Raw genomic sequence first — 15826 nt, 5'->3', positions numbered from 1 at the left:
CTGTATGATCTTGCAGAGCTTCCAGACTGCCCTGAGTATCTTCCAGGGCCTTTTCGAGCAACATTCTGGAACTTAGCAGGGAAGTAACCTTGATGGCCTTTCTAAGATTGTTCTCTCCTTCTTCAATACTTTGCTGGGCATATTCGCACCCACAGTCTTTGAACTGTTGTTTGGACTTATCAATGGCGTTCAAAGCTTTATAGGCGTAGTAGTGCACCATGTTTAACTTTTCGGCCTCCAGAGCCTTCTGGGTCTGCGTCCTGATATAGCTGATATTAGAACCCGCATAATCACATGCATTTGGAACTACCGAGACTGCCGGGAGTGATAAAAGCGATAGCCATAAATAAGTTATAAGTCCTTTCATTAGCAAAGGCTTTTAAGGATAAGATTTAGGAAGAATAAAGGTAAATGAGAAGTCTGGGATGACCTCATTTTATCGTCATAAGGGAAAAAAGCCACGATTTAGGTGAATTTATACCATCTAATGGGCAATTTTATCAGTTTATTTACGGACAGGAACTACCAGGAGTTTATAAATTATTTTATATTCAACCTATGAAGAATATTGATACGAATGGATATAGGGTAGAAAAGTCTATTCAACTAAATTCCATAAAAACAGAGGAGGATCTCCATGCTTCAGAGAAAGAACTCAAGAAATATCTAAAGAAAACACGGGTAAAATTGGGTAAATTTCAGGATGTGATGTACGCGCATGACAAATATAGTGTGCTCATTTGTTTGCAGGGGATGGACACCTCCGGCAAAGACAGTTTAATCCGGGAAGTATTTAAAGCATTTAATGTCCGAGGTGTGGAGGTGTATAGTTTTAAGGTGCCAACAGATCTTGAACGAAGTCATGATTATCTTTGGCGTCATTATATCGCCTTACCACCGAAGGGCAAATTTGGTGTTTTTAATCGGACTCATTACGAGAATGTACTGGTTACGCGCGTGCATCCGGAGTATATCTTAAGTGAGCACATTCCAGGAATTCACAGTGTAAAAGATATTGACGAGGCATTTTGGGAAAAGAGGTTCACTCAGATCAACGATTTTGAAAAACATTTGGCTCAAAATGGCACAATAATCTTTAAGTTCTTTTTGCATTTATCAAAAGAGGAACAACGTCAACGCCTTTTAAGACGATTAGCATTAAAAGAAAAGAATTGGAAATTTTCATCCGGAGACCTTAAAGAAAGGGCCTTGTGGGGTAAATATCAGGAATGTTACCAAGACGCTATCAACAAGACCTCCAAGAAACACGCTCCCTGGTATGTGATTCCGGCAGATAATAAAGAGGCTGCCAGGGTACTGGTTGCTGAAATATTGCTTCAGGAACTAACAAAATATACAGATGTGGTAGAGCCAGAATTGGATGAAGAAACAAAAGCAAACATTGAATCGTATAAATTCCAACTAGAAAACGAATGATAAAGAAATTATGTTGCCTGATCCTATTTGTGAGCATTGGAATAATCCATGCCCAAACGCAGGATGAAAAACAACTAAAGAAAATCTACGACCTGGCCCTTACAAAAGGGAAGGCCTATGATTGGTTAAATTACCTGTCGAATCAGATAGGAGGAAGATTATCGGGCTCTGTTCAGGCAGAACAGGCTATTACGTATACAAAGGCAGAACTAGATTCATTGGGCCTGGACAGGGTTTGGTTACAACCGGTCATGGTGCCAAAATGGGTTCGTGGTACACCAGAATTTGCCTATATCGAAAGCAAGCCCGGATACACGAGTAATGTTCCTATATGTGCGCTGGGAGGATCTGTATCTACCCCTCCGGGTGGTGTAAAAGCGAATGTAATTGAAGTAAGGGAATTAAGTGATCTGGATAAGTTGGGGAAAGAAAAGATTCAGGGGAAGATCGTTTTTTTTAATCGGCCCATGGATCCCACTTTGTTAAATACTTTTCAGGCGTATAGTGGTGCTGTAGATCAGCGATCAGCCGGGGCGGCACAGGCGGGAAAATACGGTGCCGTTGGTGTAATTGTGAGGTCGATGAATCTAAAGCTAGATGATTATCCACATACGGGTTCTACCAATTACGGGGATCTGCCGGAAGCGCAAAAGATCCCGGCGGCGGCCATTAGTACCAATGGGGCAGAATTTTTAAGTACTACGCTCAAATTAGATCCCAACATTCAATTCTATTTTAAGCTTAATTGCAAACAACTGGAAGACGTGCCTTCCTTTAATGTCATTGGTGAGATCAAAGGCAGTTCCAAACCAGAAGAGATCATGGTGGTAGGTGGCCATTTAGATTCCTGGGATCTCGGTGATGGCGCACACGATGACGGAGCAGGTTGTGTGCAAAGTATGGAAGTCTTGCGCCTCCTAAAATTGAGTGGGTATATCCCCAAACGGACTATTCGTGTAGTGTTATTTATGAATGAGGAAAATGGCCTTAGAGGTGGCAGGCAATATGCATCTGACGCCCAAGCCAAGGGAGAAAAGCACGTATTTGCTCTGGAAAGTGATGCAGGCGGCTTTACCCCCAGAGGATTTTCTTTTGACAGTTCAGAATCGGATTTTGCAACTCTTCTAGAATGGAAATCACTTTTTGAGCCATATATGGTGCAAGAGTTTACAAAAGGGGGTGGTGGAGCAGATATTGGTCCGCTTAAAAAAGAAGGTATGGTGCTTGCTGGTTTACGTCCGGATACGCAACGCTATTTTGTGCATCACCATGCTGAAAATGATACATTTGAACATGTTAACAGACGCGAACTGGAGCTGGGAGCAGCGGCAATGACCAGTCTGATCTATCTTGCGGATACTTATCAGTTGGGCTCGGTTGATTAGTAACTAATCACCAAAAATTTAGTTGGTTCTAAAGGCCATCAGGGAGGAGGTGGCTGTTAATTTTTATACCTTTGCAACTCATTAAAATAAATGATATGCAAAACGGTATTTACGCTAAATTCAATACTAGCAAAGGAGAGATCCTTGTAAAACTAACTCACGATAAAACCCCTGGGACAGTTGGGAATTTCGTAGCACTTGCGGAGGGAACACTCGAAAATGATATAAAACCTCAGGGTACACCCTACTACGACGGTTTATCCTTTCACAGGGTTATCCCAGATTTTATGATTCAGGGAGGCTGCCCATTGGGAACTGGCACCGGAGATCCGGGGTACAAGTTCGATGACGAATTTCACCCGGAACTTACACACGATGGTCCTGGAGTTCTTTCCATGGCCAATGCGGGTCCTGGCTCCAACGGGAGTCAGTTTTTTATCACTCATATCGCCACACCATGGTTAGATAATAAACATACAGTTTTTGGAAATGTAGAACAGGGGCAGGAAGTAGTAGATACCATTGCACAGGGCGATAGTATTGAGACAATCGAAATAGTAAGGGTTGGTAAAGAAGCGCAGGAATGGAATGCTATCGAAGCTTTCAGAACCTTTGAAGGTTCCAGGGCAAAAAGAATCGCTGAGGAAAAAGAAAAGGCCGAGGCAGAATTACAAAAGATCGCGGCGGGATTTGATAAGACTAAAAGCGGATTGCGATATAAAATGATTCAAAAGGGATCTGGTAAACCAGCTTCAAAAGGCAAAGAAGTGTCAGTACATTATGAAGGCTCGCTTTTAAACGGACAGGTATTTGATTCGTCCTATAAAAGAAATAAGCCTATTTCTTTTCAACTGGGTGTTGGCCAGGTAATTCCCGGTTGGGATGAGGGCATTGGCCTTTTGAAAGTAGGGGATAAGGCACGTTTTGTGATCCCGTCAGATCTGGCTTACGGCAGCGCGGGTGCAGGAGGGGTAATACCTCCGAATGCCACCTTGATTTTTGATGTGGAATTAATGGATGCCAAATAAAGAGGTTGCCGTTTATTGAATTCAATCAAAACTTAAAACACACTTAACTGCGTTTTGTGACTTGAATGGAAAACAATAGCAAAGCCATATTCAGTGCTACCAGGAATAATAAGATGCTAAAGAAAATAGACATATTCTTTTTTTAAGTATAACATCCTATTCACTATAAACCCTACCATCAGGTGGGTTTTTTTACATTTTTGTTTTTCCGGTGATACTGAATAATAATAAAACGATATTGATGGCGATCAATATTAAAAGGATCCAAAAGAAAGAATACATCCTGTTGGTTATTAATTGGTTAAAGGGGTGTACTGATAAGACGCAATAAAAGGGAAATTGTTGTGGCCGAGGTGGTTGAAGTTAGTAACAACTTATTAACAATTTGAAATTTAATAAAATTAGCACAAAAAAAACCCTGACCATTGGGCCAGGGTTATGCTAAAAAATGGAATTTTTACCTAATCTAATACTTTCACATTAACGGCGTTTAATCCTTTTTTTCCTTGTTGTAGTTCAAATTCTACAACGTCACCTTCACGTACTTCGTCAATTAAGCCAGAAATGTGTACAAAGTGATCTTCTTGCGAACCATCTTCAGTAATAAAGCCGTAGCCTTTAGAATCGTTGAAGAATTTTACTGTTCCTTTACTCATAATAATAAAAAATAAATTGTTAATTAAGTCGCAAAGGTACGTTTAATTAATTGAAAATAAAGGATTTCTGTCCTAATCTTTATAGCGCTCCACAATTTCTGTTCTTTTAGTCTGCCTAAAAAACGCTGAACCTCCTATGCGCTTGGGTCTGGAGTTAGTCTTAAATAAGGCTTGATCTCATCTACTCCTTTGGGGAAAAGTTTTTTTGCCTCCGCAGTAGAAATGGAAGGACTAACAACTACTTTTTCACCATTTTTCCAGTTCGCGGGAGTTGCCACTTTGTGATATGCGGTGAGTTGCAGGGAATCTATCACCCTGAGTAATTCATAAAAGTTACGACCGGTAGAGGCGGGATAGGTTAGGATAAGCTTGATGGTCCTGTCTGGTGCCACAATAAACACAGAGCGTACCGTAAGAGTATCATTCGCCTTAGGATGTATCATATCATAAGCATCGGATACCTTTTTGTCTACATCGGCGATGATCGGAAAGTTTATTTCTGTGTTTTGGGTTTCATTTATGTCTTTTATCCATTCTAAATGAGATTCCCTCCCGTCCACACTCAAGGCCAACATTTTTACATTGCGTTTTTCAAATTCCTTTTTAAATTTTGCTGCTGTCCCTAATTCCGTGGTACAAACAGGGGTGAAGTCTGCTGGATGGGAAAAAAGTATACCCCAGCTATCCCCTAAATACGTATAAAAATTAAGTCTTCCTACAGAGCTTTCTGCAGTGAAATCTGGGGCCGTGTCGCCCAATCTTAGTGTTGCCATAACTGTATTTTATTTTAGTAACCTATCTATCCTACAAATTTAATAGAGAATTATCAGTTTTAAGGATCTCCTGGGTTAATTCTATATTAAAATTTGCTATCTTTTACTTTTCATTCCATTCTAACCAAATGTTTACCTTCATTCTTAGGTAAGCCTAAATAGGTCTATTATTTTTAAACCATGGATGATTTAGAACTTGAGCAATTAAAATACCCCATAGGTCATTTCGTAAAGCCCGCAATCATCAATCCGCTTCTGGTTAAGGATTGGGTCGCCCAGATGGAAGCCTTGCCCGTTAATCTCTCGGACCTCGTAATCCCATTATCAAAGGAGCAGCTAGACACCCCATACCGTGCCGGGGGTTGGACAGTCCGGCAGGTGGTGCATCACCTGGCAGACAGTCATCATCATAGTTATATTCGTTTTAAATGGGCACTCACAGAAGACAGGCCGGTTATAAAACCCTATTTGGAAAAGGAGTGGGCACTTTTATTCGATGCTGTTTCGGCTCCGATAGACCTGTCCCTAAAACACCTTGATGCTGTTCACGCCAAATTGGTATACCTCCTCAAAGGACTATCTGAAGAAGATCTTATGAAGACATTTATTCATCCCGTGGGCAATTCAGAAACAACCCTGAAAGAAAATATTGGACGCTACGCCTGGCATGGAAATCACCATTTGGCACACATTCAAGCACTGCTGGATCGCAATACCTGGTGATCTGGTTAAGGGACCGCAGTAAAAACTTCTTTCGCCAAAATATACATTCCTTTTTCCTCTGGTCTTGCATTTTCAAAAGGTAGTATTTGTTCTCCTCTAATGGAATAGCCCAGCTTCTGGTAAAATTTTAAAGCCTCTCCCTTTTTCATGGTAGCCAGCCATATATATCGCATGCCCAATCCTTTAGCATAAGTTTCCAGTTGCTCCAGGACTTGTGTCCCGCAACCTTTTCCGGTAAACCTTTGCAGGAGATAAATCTTTTCCAGAAGTATAGAATTTGTATCAGGGAACTCCTTGAAACCTTTGTTCCTTACTAATTTTGCTATTCCTATTCCTTCCTGTTTATTTCGTATGATAAAATGGAAAGTGGCAGGATCCGAGACTTCGTTCTTTAGAACAGCGGTTGTAAAACTACTTTTTAGGTAAGGAGATGGGTCTTTTTCCGGCCAGAGATGAAGGTAGTGTTCCCGGTATGCCTGCTCCCCAATTTCACAATAATTGGAAAATGTAGCAGTATTCAAAGGTTGGAGTCTTAGTGGTCCGTTCATAAGGGTGATCTCAATGATCCTTCCATTTTATATTGCATCCAATACTAGGTTTCTGGTTCTTGGGTAAGGATTTGCCGGCTAACAAAAAATCAAGTGCCATCCGAAGGTCCGCTCCCGTAACGGGCAGACCGTTTCCGGGACGGGAATCATCTAACTGCCCACGATACACAAGACGTAGCGCTGCATCAAACAAATAAAAGTCGGGTGTGCAAGCCGCCTCATAGGCTTTGGCTACCTCCTGGGTAATATCGTATAAATACGGAAAGCTATAGTTCTCCAGAATTGCGTTCTCCTTCATTAAATGGGGAGCATCCTGTGGGTAATTTAAGACATCATTACTAGAGATAGCAACAAAACCTATACCTTTTAACAGGTAGTCTTTTGCTAAAAGTGCAATTTGAGGATTGACATGCTTTACAAACGGACAATGATTGCATATAAACATGATCACCGTTCCGTTTTTTCCTCTTATGTCCTCCAATGTTCTACGTTTGTCCGTAACGGTGTCTAGCAGTGAAAAATTTGGAGCTAGCGTTCCCAAGGGTAGCATATTGCTTTCTGTTCGTGCCATGTTTTCTCTCTTTAGGATACAAAAGTAATAAGCACGGAACTAAAGCAAGAAGTATCCTGATATTTTTATAAGCGCAGGTCTTAATAAAGCAGTGAAAGCTTAAGTAGACAACCCCATTGGGCTATAGAAGGGGAACTTACTTATCTTTGGCAGGAAGGCCCATTACAAGAAATACTAATTTTCAATTTGTCACAGGTGATAGAAGCTTCTTTAGATGCGGTTCGTATAAATTTTAGCACAGAAACACTCTGGATCCTCAATCTGATCCTGGCCTTTATCATGTTTGGGGTGGCGCTAGATATAACACTGGATGATTTTAGAAAGCTTCTGCGACATCCCAAACCAATTGTGGTGGGTATTCTTAGTCAGTTTTTAGTTCTTCCCTTTATTACGTTTCTCCTGGTATTAATACTGCGGCCTATGCCCAGTATGGCCCTGGGAATGTTTCTGGTAGCGGCTTGTCCGGGTGGAAATATCTCTAATTTTATTTCTTCCTTAGGGAAAGGGAATACTGCATTATCTGTTACCCTAACCGCAAATGCTACGCTCCTTGCCATAATTTTTACGCCTCTGAATCTCAGTTTATGGGGATCTATGTATGAGCCCACAAATTTGTTGTTAAAGGAAATTGCCATAGATCCACTAGAAATGATAGAGTTGGTTACCTTGATCTTGGGATTACCCTTGATTGCGGGTGTTTGGATCAATCATCGTTTCCGTCAAACTGCGAAGAAAATCTCCAGATATCTAAAAATTTGTTCCCTTGGATTTTTTATTTGTTTGATCCTGCTAGTGGTTTTTAATAATTGGGAGCTTATAAAGGAATATCTTATTTACGTATTTTGGCTGGTGCTATTACACAACGCCCTGGCATTCTTCACTGGCTTTTCACTTGCTAGGCTAGCTCGTTTATCGGTTGCTGATGTTCGAAGTATTACCATAGAGACCGGTATTCAGAATTCTGGTTTGGGACTGGTGCTTATCTTTACTTTTTTTGATGGTCTGGGCGGTATGGCGATCATTACAGCTTTTTGGGGAATATGGCATCTTATTTCCGGTTCACTTTTAGGTTCCTTCTGGGCCCTCACCCCAATAAGAAAAAACGCCAGACCATGAAAACCATGATGTATCTTCTCACTCAGAAAATAGTTAGTTTCGGGCTCTTCTGTTATTTCAGAGAAGTGAAACTTCACGGCATAGAAACGGTTCCCAGGAATAAACCAGTGCTATTCCTGGCAAACCATCAGAATGCCCTGCTGGATCCACTGGTAATCGCAGCTGTGACACCTTTCAGGTCTTATTTTCTGACCCGGGCAGACGTTTTTACAAATCCTGTAGTAAATCAAGTCTTTAGTTTTCTGAGAATGTTGCCCATTTACCGTATGCGAGATGGGAGAGATACGCTTGGTAAAAATGAAGCTATCTTCAGACAGTGCACTCAGCTGCTGAATAAAAGTGAAGCGATTCTTTTATTTCCAGAAGCCAATCATAATATTATGAGGCGTGTCCGACCTTTAAGCAAAGGGTTTACACGTATTTTATTTGCCACCTTAGATCAATATCCGGCATTAGACGTGCAACTTGTGCCCGTAGGGATTAATTACAAAAAAGCCGATGCCTTCCGGGACAGCGTAGCCTTTTATTTTGGTGAACCCATATCGTCTCGGGCGCTGTACGATCATAAAGATCATCTTGGGTCTGTTGCCACTATCAAGGAGAGGGTTTATGAAGCCTTAAAAGAGCAAACAACTCATATAGACGAACAATATGATTATTTGGAGCTGCTTCATTATCTGGATGGGACGGGCGCTGATTACCTAAATCCTCAGGAAACAAATTTGGCTATTAACAACTATCAATTGGGCCAAAAGCACCCAGGAAAAACTCATCCGCCACGGAAAATTAAAGTCGCGACCTTCATTTTTGAAGTGATTAATATGCCCATGCTTTTAATATGGAGAAAACTTATTAAACCGAGGATCGATGAAATAGAGTTCGTGAGTACATACCGATTTTCTTTTGCCTTGCTGTTTCAACCGGTTTTTTACCTTCTCGTATGGTTTCTTTTGGCCACTTTTATAGATCCAATAACTGCAACAGCAATTGTCCTTGTACACTTTCTGTACAATCTTGCCTATGTCAAACTCAGGAGACCCTAGTATATACCGGGACTGAACCTACACTCCTGCAACCGTTTACATCATATCTCCAAAGAAAATGGCATTCATCAACAATTTATTGCTGCCATACCAAAAAGCTCTGAAATTGGTGTTATCCGTAAAAAGGATTACCCTGCCCCGGCCCATTCTGCTTACTTTAAAGGGAACACTATTTTTGATTAGCTCAGCATTCTCCTCCGATATATAACCACTTAACAAGGGAGAGGCCGTATATTGAATAGGATTATCGTAACTGTCTTTTTCAGGTTCCAGATAAATATTGCTATTTCTAAATAGGGCAATACTGTTGTTCTTATAGCCAAAATTAATTGGGTGCGACCTGTCTATTTTTGCTTCAAAAATTGCACCGCCTGTAACCTGAGCTCCCCGAAAATCATTCCGTTTGCCAAAGGGTATGTTTTTTGCGACCAGGGTGTCTTTTTTAAACTTAAGATCCAGGAATTCTTGTTGTCCGAACCAATTGGCGGTGGTGCGATAGCCTATGAGACTGCCTCCATCTTTAACCCACTCTTTTAACTTTTCCGCATTGCCTTTGCTTAAGCCACCACCTCCCGAGGTACCTGGGATAATGATATCTGTATAGGAGCTTAGGTCTGTTCTACTCAAATATTCCGTATCAATCTTAGTGAGTTTTATATCATAACGGGTATCGAATAAATGCCAGATCTCACCGGCATCATACGATCTGATCCCTTCTCCTACAATGATGGCCACTTTCTGTTTTTCCACCGCTTCAAAATCGCCGCTTCCAAGATCAATGCCCTGAGTAACACCCGTGCTCACTGCTGTGATTTTAAGGTAGCTTTCTTTTGCCACTTCATTGAGAAAGTTGTACAGATCTTTTTTATTCAGGTCCTGATTTTGAACGGGGATCATCACCGTACCGTAGTCATAGGAGATCCCGTTCATACTAAAGGGATATTGGGCGATCTTGGCCCTGATTCCTTTGTTTAAGATCTTATTAAGAGCCTTTGGGCCATAGTATTCATGCCATTCGAAGAGGTATGCATAGTTGCTTTCCCCACTAGCAGCGCCGGTAAGCGGTTTAAAGTCGGTTATCTCGGGTCCGGCATTGGCCAAGGAAGTGAGTTCTGCATAATCTACATTAAAGGCAAGGGGGAAGGTCCAGGCAGAGATGTCGTAAAAAAGGCTATCCGTAAACGTGGTTCTTTTTTCGAACATGGCCTTTATAAGACGATGATTCTTTTGATTCATGGGTACTACATAGCTGTTCCCTTTTTTATAGCGCGAACCTGCCAGTGTCACATCCTGATTCAATTCGTGGAATTTGATATTTTGTCTGTGAAGGATCTCGGCAAGATGCCAGGTCTTGGCGGCATCTTTCTCGTCCCCGAAGATGATCGCCTTGGTCTTACTTCTGGCGGCTTCATCGCGCTGTCCCTGATAGAAATCCCTTTGATAGCTAAGAATCTTAGTTCGCATATTTTGTGCTGCTTCAACAGTAGAAAGAGCAGCGGTAAATTGATTTCTGATGGTAAAGGGGAAGGTGAGTAGTCCATTGTCACTTTCCTGAATATGTCCCCTGGAACTAGCCTGTTCAAAAAGGATACCCACACTGCCTACCACATCCGGGAAGGTAGACCCTTTGCCATAATAATAATCATCGTAGTTTTCCTCTGAATAATACAGTGAGCCTATTTTATCTAATGCCTTCGCATGGTAGGTGCCAATCTCGGCGGTAAGTTCCTGATTCATTTTTGGGGTCAGGGGATGCACCCTGGAAGGTTCTCCCGGCTGAAAAAAGAAAGTAGAATTGGTGCCCATTTCATGATGGTCCGTTAAAATATTGGGCAGCCAATTGTGAAAGGTTTTAATACGGGCCCTGCTTTCTGGTAATTGCACAGGAAGCCAGTCCCTGTTAATGTCGAACCAATAATGATTGGTGCGGCCACCCGGCCAAACTTCATGGTATTCCCTTTCGTTCTCATCCGGGTTGAGGTTCATGCTGCGATTGGTATTTGCCCAGTAGGCAAATCGTTGTAAGCCATCCGGATTGAATGAGGGGTCCATCAGAATGATAGTGTTATTCAACATCGCATCTATTGCCGGTCCTTGTGCTGCTGCCAAATAATAGGCATAAGCTAGTCCGGCATTTGCGCCACTAGGCTCATTTCCATGCACAGAAAATCCCTGATACACTACAATAGGTAATGATTCAAGATCTGTTCCAGCACTCCCGCTTTCTGATAGTGCCAGGTGTTTTTGACGAATTTCTTCTAATTGAGAATGATTTTTTGGAGAGGTCACCGTAAGCAATAATATGGGCCTGCCTTCAAAGGTGGTTCCCCTGTTCTCTATGGTGATACGATCGCTAGCCTCGGCCAGTGTTTGCATATAAAACATTAGCTTGTCGTGCGTTACATGCCATTCTCCAACTTCATGACCTATGATTTCTGCCGGTTTTGGTATTGAAGGATCATAGGTAATATCTTGTGGAAGATAGTAATTGAGCGTTACCTGTTCCTGAGAAAAAAGGCCTGTAGAAAGTACCGTACACAAGGCGAGAAATATTTTTTTCATTCTTTTAGTTTTAAGAGTGCTAAATGTAATAAATAGTATGTCCTATACCAAGAAGAGCTGTCTAACTTTGTGCGTATAAGTGATAAAAAAAGGCCTTTATATAAGGCCCTGTAAAGATAGTAAGATCAATCGAATTTAAATATCGTCAAAATCAACATCCGTAAAACTGTCTAAAGGTTTTTCAATAGTTGCGGTATCGTCCTCCTCCTTTTTAAAATCTTTTTGATGTCTTTCGGAGATCACCTCTTGTCCTTTTTCAGAAATGATATAATCCATCATTTCTTCCATATTCTCTCTGAAAGCCTGAAAGTCTTCTTTATACAGATAGATTTTGTGCTTTTTGTAGTGGAAAGATCCGTCATCATGGGTGAACTTCTTGCTTTCTGTTATGGTAAGGTAGTAATCACCTGCTTTGGTACTTCTAACATCGAAAAAGTAGGTTCTCCTTCCGGCCCTTAAAACTTTTGAGAAAATATCCTCCTGATCCATTAAATCTTTGTCGCCCATTTGGTATATGCTAGTACTAGTTAGTTATAGAGTCTTCAAAAATGTAAAAAAAAACCTAATTCAGCAAAGAAATTCTAGTTTTCTTTCTCAGACAATTGGTGGGTGTAAAGCTCTTTGTAGTAGCCTTCCTGGTTTACTAATTCGTCGTGTGTACCTTCCTGAATTATTTTTCCTGCCTCCAGGACAATGATCTTATCGGCATTCTTGGCAGAAGAAACCCTATGGCTCACAATGAGGGTGGTACGGTTTCTGGATGCCTTTTTAAGGTTGTTCAATATAGCCTCTTCGGTCTCTGTGTCTACCGCCGACAGGCAGTCGTCAAAAAGATAAATGTCAGGATTCTTTAATAGGGCCCTGGCAATAGATACCCGTTGTTTTTGTCCGCCACTTAAGGTAATGCCCCGTTCTCCCAGGACGGTATCATACTTTTTGGAAAAGCCCATAATATTCTCATGAACCACTGCTTTTTTAGCAACCTCAATGATCTCCTCCTGAGAGGCCGTCTCTTTTCCAAAGCGGATATTGTTTGAGATAGAGTCTGAAAACAAAAAAGCATCTTGTGGTACGGCTCCTACCGCGCTTCTCAAACTCTCCAAATTGAGTTTTTTAACCGGAGTTTCGTCTATCCTTATCTCACCTGCACTCACGTCGTATAGACGGGCCACAAGGTCAAGGATAGTAGACTTCCCTGATCCGGTTTTTCCCAGGATGGCTACCGTTTGACCTGTTTCAATGTGGAAAGAAATGTCTTTAAGGGCCGTAATATTCGTGTCTTCGTAGGTAAAAGTTACCTTATCGAAGGTAATTTCCCCCTTTATAGGGGTTGGTTCCAAGACCTCATTCTTAATATCGGGTTGTTCTTTGAGGAATTCATTGATACGTTTTTGAGAGGCTTCTGCCCGTTGTACAAGCGAAGTTAACCAACCTACAATGGCCACCGGCCAGGTAAGCATATTTACGTAAAGGATAAATTCGGCTATGGTACCAATGGATTCAATGTTCCCATTTATGTATTCCTTGCCGCCAATATAGATCACAAAGATATTGCTGATCCCTATCAGCAAGATCATAAGCGGAAAGAACCAGGCATCCACTTTGGCGAGGTCCATACTCCTGTTTTTTCCTTCGATGGCCAGGGTACTGCCTTCTGCATTGATCTTAGGTTCCAGGGTATACGCTTTTATAACAGAGATCCCCGAAAAAGTTTCCTGGGCAAAGGTAGATAAGGTCGATAGGAATTCTTGTACTCTGGTGCTTCGTTTATGAATAATCTTACTGATCTTGTAGATCAAAACCGATAAAATTGGCAGGGGTAAAAGCGCGTAGAACGCAATGGTAGGGGCCTTAATAAACATAAGGGGAATAAGGCAGACAAAGAGTGTTAGGGTCTGCATCCCATACATGATCGCCGGACCTGCGTATAATCGAACCTGATTAATATCTTCACTGATTCGATTCATCAGATCCCCAGTGCGGTTCCTTTTATAAAAATTGAGGTTCAACAGCTGATAATGATCAAACACCTCATTTTTCAGGTCGTACTCTATATAACGCGAAACATTGATGATTGTTTGCCTCATTAAAAAGGTAAAGAAACCTGAAAGAAGAGCCGCTCCAATAATGATAAGTATATATTCCAGCAGTAAGGATCTTGCTTCGGGCTCTGTGATTAGTCCCCCCATATACTTTTCAACCACTTCAATCGAATTTTTTACATAAGAGGGCATTACGAGTTGAAAAACTCTGGCAATGATGGTAATGATGATCCCCAGGAATAGTTTGAACCAGTATTTCCTAAAGTATTTATTGAGGTGTTTTAATTCTTTCATATTCCGTGGTTGGCTCCTGAAATTTCGCAGCAGCGCAAAGATAGAAGATTCAATAGAAATCAAATGTTATAAAAGGCTTAAGATAATCCTTCAAATACGGAGTGATCATGTGGAAGATATTGTTATTTTTGCCCAACAATTAGGTATCATTGACTAAAGTTCTTTAAAAATGCTTACGAGAAGGCAACTACGGGTGAAGGTTATGCAGTGTATTTATGCAATCACCCAATCTAAGGATGATTCCCTTGAAAAACAGGAAAAATTCCTCAAAGTAAGTGTTGAGAACACCTATACCCTCTATCTTTTAATGCTGAGTCTTCTCAGAGAATTGCACACTATGGCAGAAAACCATGTGATGCACGACACCAAGAAGTATATGGCCTCGGCCACCGATAGTTTTCCGGACAAGGAGAAATTCATCAAAAATCAATTATTGCTGCAATTGGTAAACAATCCTTCGCTTACCGCTGAATTGAATAAGCGAAAAATTAAGGGTTGGTATCTCAATGCAGATTATATTAAGATACTCTACAAGGAAATAGTGAGAAGCAGGCTGTATAAGATCTATATGGCTCAGGAAGGAAATTCATACGGGGAAGATAAAAACCTGATCATAGACCTGTTCAGGGAAGTCATTGCGCCGAATGAGAAATTATATGAATTCTTTGAGGACGATAAACTGACATGGGTAGATGATATTCCCTTGGTCAACACCTTTGTCCTGAAGCAATTTAAGAGCATAAAGAAAGATGAGTCGCCTTCTTACTTTCTGCCGGAACTTCTGAAGGACGAGCAGGATATGGAGTTTGCTCTTAAGCTATTGAGCAAGACTTTACTAAATAACAAGGCGCTGGAGGATGAGATTCAGGGTAAAACCCCTAACTGGGACAAAGATCGGATCGCAGATATTGACGCTATATTACTTAAAATGGCCATCTGTGAACTTCTTAATTTCCCTTCAATTCCGGAGCGGGTTTCCATCAATGAATACCTGGAGATCGCCAAAGAGTATTCCACTCCAAAAAGCAGCATATTTATTAATGGTATTTTGGACAAATTAGTAAAGGAGTATAAAACAGCAGGAAAACTTAAAAAAGCGGGGAGAGGACTTCTGTAAGCAAATATTCCTTAATTTTGCACCAAATTATTAAAATCTACTTGTATGAAAAAAGTATTCATAGCTTTTGGAATCATTGCCATGACAGGTTTTGTTTCCTGTAAAGAAAAAGCCTCGAACAAAATTGAAACCGCTAATGTAGAAGTGGCCGCAGAAAGAGATGCTGCCGCAAAGAATCTACCTGTAATGACCTTTGATAGATCGGAACACGACTTCGGAACTATTGACCAAGGCACTCCACAGGAAACAATTTTTACCTTTACCAATACGGGGAATGCTCCGCTGATCATTACCAACGCAACTAGTAGTTGTGGGTGTACCGTGCCAGAATATCCCAAGAACACGCCCATTGCTCCAGGAGAAACCGGGGAAATGTTGGTAAAATTCAATGGTTCAGGCCAAAATCAGGTTACTAAAACAGTGACTGTTTCAGCGAATACAGCAAAAGGATCAGAGCTTTTACGAATAAAGGCTTTCGTTAATCCAAAAACAGCTGCTTCGGCATCTGCCTTAGGACCGGTAAAATAAACG

Annotated in this window: 15 protein-coding genes and 1 pseudogene; 8 read left to right on the top strand and 8 right to left on the bottom strand. The window is 41.2% G+C overall.

Going from position 1 to position 15826, the window contains the following annotated elements:
* Positions 1 to 367: pseudogene (locus WBM49_RS05895) on the bottom strand (hypothetical protein); the annotation flags it as partial.
* A gap of 191 nt (positions 368 to 558) precedes the next feature.
* On the opposite strand from WBM49_RS05895, the gene WBM49_RS05890 reads away from it, so the two are divergent.
* The 3 genes from WBM49_RS05890 (at position 559) to WBM49_RS05880 (ending at position 3850) form a co-directional block, all read left to right on the top strand.
* Complete coding sequence (locus WBM49_RS05890; RefSeq protein ID WP_424371132.1) at positions 559 to 1437, top strand: PPK2 family polyphosphate kinase; 879 nt, start codon at positions 559 to 561, stop codon at positions 1435 to 1437.
* Positions 1434 to 2822: a M28 family peptidase gene (locus WBM49_RS05885; RefSeq protein ID WP_424371131.1), complete on the top strand. Its 1389-nt coding sequence runs from the start codon at positions 1434 to 1436 to the stop codon at positions 2820 to 2822. Before WBM49_RS05890 ends, WBM49_RS05885 begins: the two co-directional genes overlap by 4 nt.
* Positions 2823 to 2917: 95 nt before the next feature.
* Positions 2918 to 3850 (top strand): peptidylprolyl isomerase, encoded by a 933-nt coding sequence (locus WBM49_RS05880; protein ID WP_424371130.1) that lies wholly within the window; start codon positions 2918 to 2920, stop codon positions 3848 to 3850.
* Positions 3851 to 4311: 461 nt separating this feature from the next.
* On the opposite strand, the gene WBM49_RS05875 is transcribed toward WBM49_RS05880, so the two are convergent.
* Both WBM49_RS05875 and WBM49_RS05870 read right to left on the bottom strand, forming a co-directional pair.
* Positions 4312 to 4506, bottom strand: a complete 195-nt coding sequence (locus tag WBM49_RS05875; RefSeq protein ID WP_129605219.1) for a cold-shock protein — start codon at positions 4504 to 4506, stop codon at positions 4312 to 4314.
* A gap of 134 nt (positions 4507 to 4640) precedes the next feature.
* Entirely contained in the window at positions 4641 to 5279 is a 639-nt protein-coding gene (locus WBM49_RS05870) for a peroxiredoxin (protein WP_424371129.1), read from the bottom strand.
* Positions 5280 to 5459: 180 nt separating this feature from the next.
* Between WBM49_RS05870 and WBM49_RS05865 the strand changes: the two genes are divergently transcribed.
* Positions 5460 to 6002 (top strand): YfiT family bacillithiol transferase, encoded by a 543-nt coding sequence (locus WBM49_RS05865; protein ID WP_424371128.1) that lies wholly within the window; start codon positions 5460 to 5462, stop codon positions 6000 to 6002.
* A 5-nt stretch (positions 6003 to 6007) separates the two neighbouring features.
* On the opposite strand, the gene WBM49_RS05860 is transcribed toward WBM49_RS05865, so the two are convergent.
* Positions 6008 to 6550, bottom strand: coding sequence for a GNAT family N-acetyltransferase (locus tag WBM49_RS05860; RefSeq protein ID WP_424371127.1), 543 nt, complete (start codon positions 6548 to 6550; stop codon positions 6008 to 6010).
* A gap of 10 nt (positions 6551 to 6560) precedes the next feature.
* On the bottom strand, positions 6561 to 7121 hold the full coding sequence (locus WBM49_RS05855) for a thioredoxin family protein (protein ID WP_424371126.1): 561 nt from the start codon (positions 7119 to 7121) through the stop codon (positions 6561 to 6563).
* 195 nt (positions 7122 to 7316) lie between these two features.
* Between WBM49_RS05855 and WBM49_RS05850 the strand changes: the two genes are divergently transcribed.
* The gene (locus WBM49_RS05850) at positions 7317 to 8237 is read left to right on the top strand and encodes a bile acid:sodium symporter family protein (RefSeq protein WP_424371125.1); all 921 of its coding nucleotides are present in this window, start codon (positions 7317 to 7319) and stop codon (positions 8235 to 8237) included.
* 5 nt (positions 8238 to 8242) lie between these two features.
* Entirely contained in the window at positions 8243 to 9280 is a 1038-nt protein-coding gene (locus WBM49_RS05845; RefSeq protein ID WP_424371124.1) for a lysophospholipid acyltransferase family protein, read from the top strand.
* Positions 9281 to 9316: 36 nt separating this feature from the next.
* Here WBM49_RS05845 and WBM49_RS05840 read toward each other — a convergent pair whose 3' ends face one another.
* The 3 genes from WBM49_RS05840 to WBM49_RS05830 form a co-directional block, all read right to left on the bottom strand.
* Positions 9317 to 11842 carry a M14 family metallopeptidase gene (locus WBM49_RS05840; RefSeq protein WP_424371123.1) on the bottom strand — a complete coding sequence of 842 codons (2526 nt, stop codon included), beginning with the start codon at positions 11840 to 11842 and terminating at the stop codon, positions 9317 to 9319.
* Positions 11843 to 11977: 135 nt separating this feature from the next.
* Positions 11978 to 12349 carry a PUR family DNA/RNA-binding protein gene (locus WBM49_RS05835; RefSeq protein ID WP_424371122.1) on the bottom strand — a complete coding sequence of 124 codons (372 nt, stop codon included), beginning with the start codon at positions 12347 to 12349 and terminating at the stop codon, positions 11978 to 11980.
* A gap of 74 nt (positions 12350 to 12423) precedes the next feature.
* Entirely contained in the window at positions 12424 to 14178 is a 1755-nt protein-coding gene (locus WBM49_RS05830) for an ABC transporter ATP-binding protein (RefSeq protein WP_424371121.1), read from the bottom strand.
* 169 nt (positions 14179 to 14347) lie between these two features.
* On the opposite strand from WBM49_RS05830, the gene nusB reads away from it, so the two are divergent.
* Both nusB and WBM49_RS05820 read left to right on the top strand, forming a co-directional pair.
* Positions 14348 to 15295 carry a transcription antitermination factor NusB gene (nusB, locus tag WBM49_RS05825; RefSeq protein WP_424371120.1) on the top strand — a complete coding sequence of 316 codons (948 nt, stop codon included), beginning with the start codon at positions 14348 to 14350 and terminating at the stop codon, positions 15293 to 15295.
* Positions 15296 to 15340: 45 nt separating this feature from the next.
* Positions 15341 to 15823: a DUF1573 domain-containing protein gene (locus tag WBM49_RS05820; RefSeq protein WP_424371119.1), complete on the top strand. Its 483-nt coding sequence runs from the start codon at positions 15341 to 15343 to the stop codon at positions 15821 to 15823.
* Positions 15824 to 15826: the final 3 nt, after the last annotated feature.

This window comes from Muriicola sp. (assembly GCF_049669965.1).
In the GTDB taxonomy this organism is placed as follows: Bacteria; Bacteroidota; Bacteroidia; order Flavobacteriales; family Flavobacteriaceae; genus Muriicola.
Note: the sequence above shows the minus strand (reverse complement) of the source record. Positions and strands in the feature narration are given on the sequence as shown.

Excerpts from the sequence above, each read along its gene's own strand:
- WBM49_RS05890 (WP_424371132.1), top strand. The coding sequence starts at position 559 with ATGAAGAATATTGATACGAATGGATATAGGGTAGAAAAGTCTATTCAA.
- WBM49_RS05885 (WP_424371131.1), top strand. The coding sequence starts at position 1,434 with ATGATAAAGAAATTATGTTGCCTGATCCTATTTGTGAGCATTGGAATA.
- WBM49_RS05880 (WP_424371130.1), top strand. The coding sequence starts at position 2,918 with ATGCAAAACGGTATTTACGCTAAATTCAATACTAGCAAAGGAGAGATC.
- WBM49_RS05875 (WP_129605219.1), bottom strand. The coding sequence starts at position 4,506 with ATGAGTAAAGGAACAGTAAAATTCTTCAACGATTCTAAAGGCTACGGC.
- WBM49_RS05870 (WP_424371129.1), bottom strand. The coding sequence starts at position 5,279 with ATGGCAACACTAAGATTGGGCGACACGGCCCCAGATTTCACTGCAGAA.
- WBM49_RS05865 (WP_424371128.1), top strand. The coding sequence starts at position 5,460 with ATGGATGATTTAGAACTTGAGCAATTAAAATACCCCATAGGTCATTTC.
- WBM49_RS05860 (WP_424371127.1), bottom strand. The coding sequence starts at position 6,550 with ATGAACGGACCACTAAGACTCCAACCTTTGAATACTGCTACATTTTCC.
- WBM49_RS05855 (WP_424371126.1), bottom strand. The coding sequence starts at position 7,121 with ATGGCACGAACAGAAAGCAATATGCTACCCTTGGGAACGCTAGCTCCA.
- WBM49_RS05845 (WP_424371124.1), top strand. The coding sequence starts at position 8,243 with ATGATGTATCTTCTCACTCAGAAAATAGTTAGTTTCGGGCTCTTCTGT.
- WBM49_RS05840 (WP_424371123.1), bottom strand. The coding sequence starts at position 11,842 with ATGAAAAAAATATTTCTCGCCTTGTGTACGGTACTTTCTACAGGCCTT.
- WBM49_RS05835 (WP_424371122.1), bottom strand. The coding sequence starts at position 12,349 with ATGGGCGACAAAGATTTAATGGATCAGGAGGATATTTTCTCAAAAGTT.
- WBM49_RS05830 (WP_424371121.1), bottom strand. The coding sequence starts at position 14,178 with ATGAAAGAATTAAAACACCTCAATAAATACTTTAGGAAATACTGGTTC.
- nusB (WP_424371120.1), top strand. The coding sequence starts at position 14,348 with ATGCTTACGAGAAGGCAACTACGGGTGAAGGTTATGCAGTGTATTTAT.
- WBM49_RS05820 (WP_424371119.1), top strand. The coding sequence starts at position 15,341 with ATGAAAAAAGTATTCATAGCTTTTGGAATCATTGCCATGACAGGTTTT.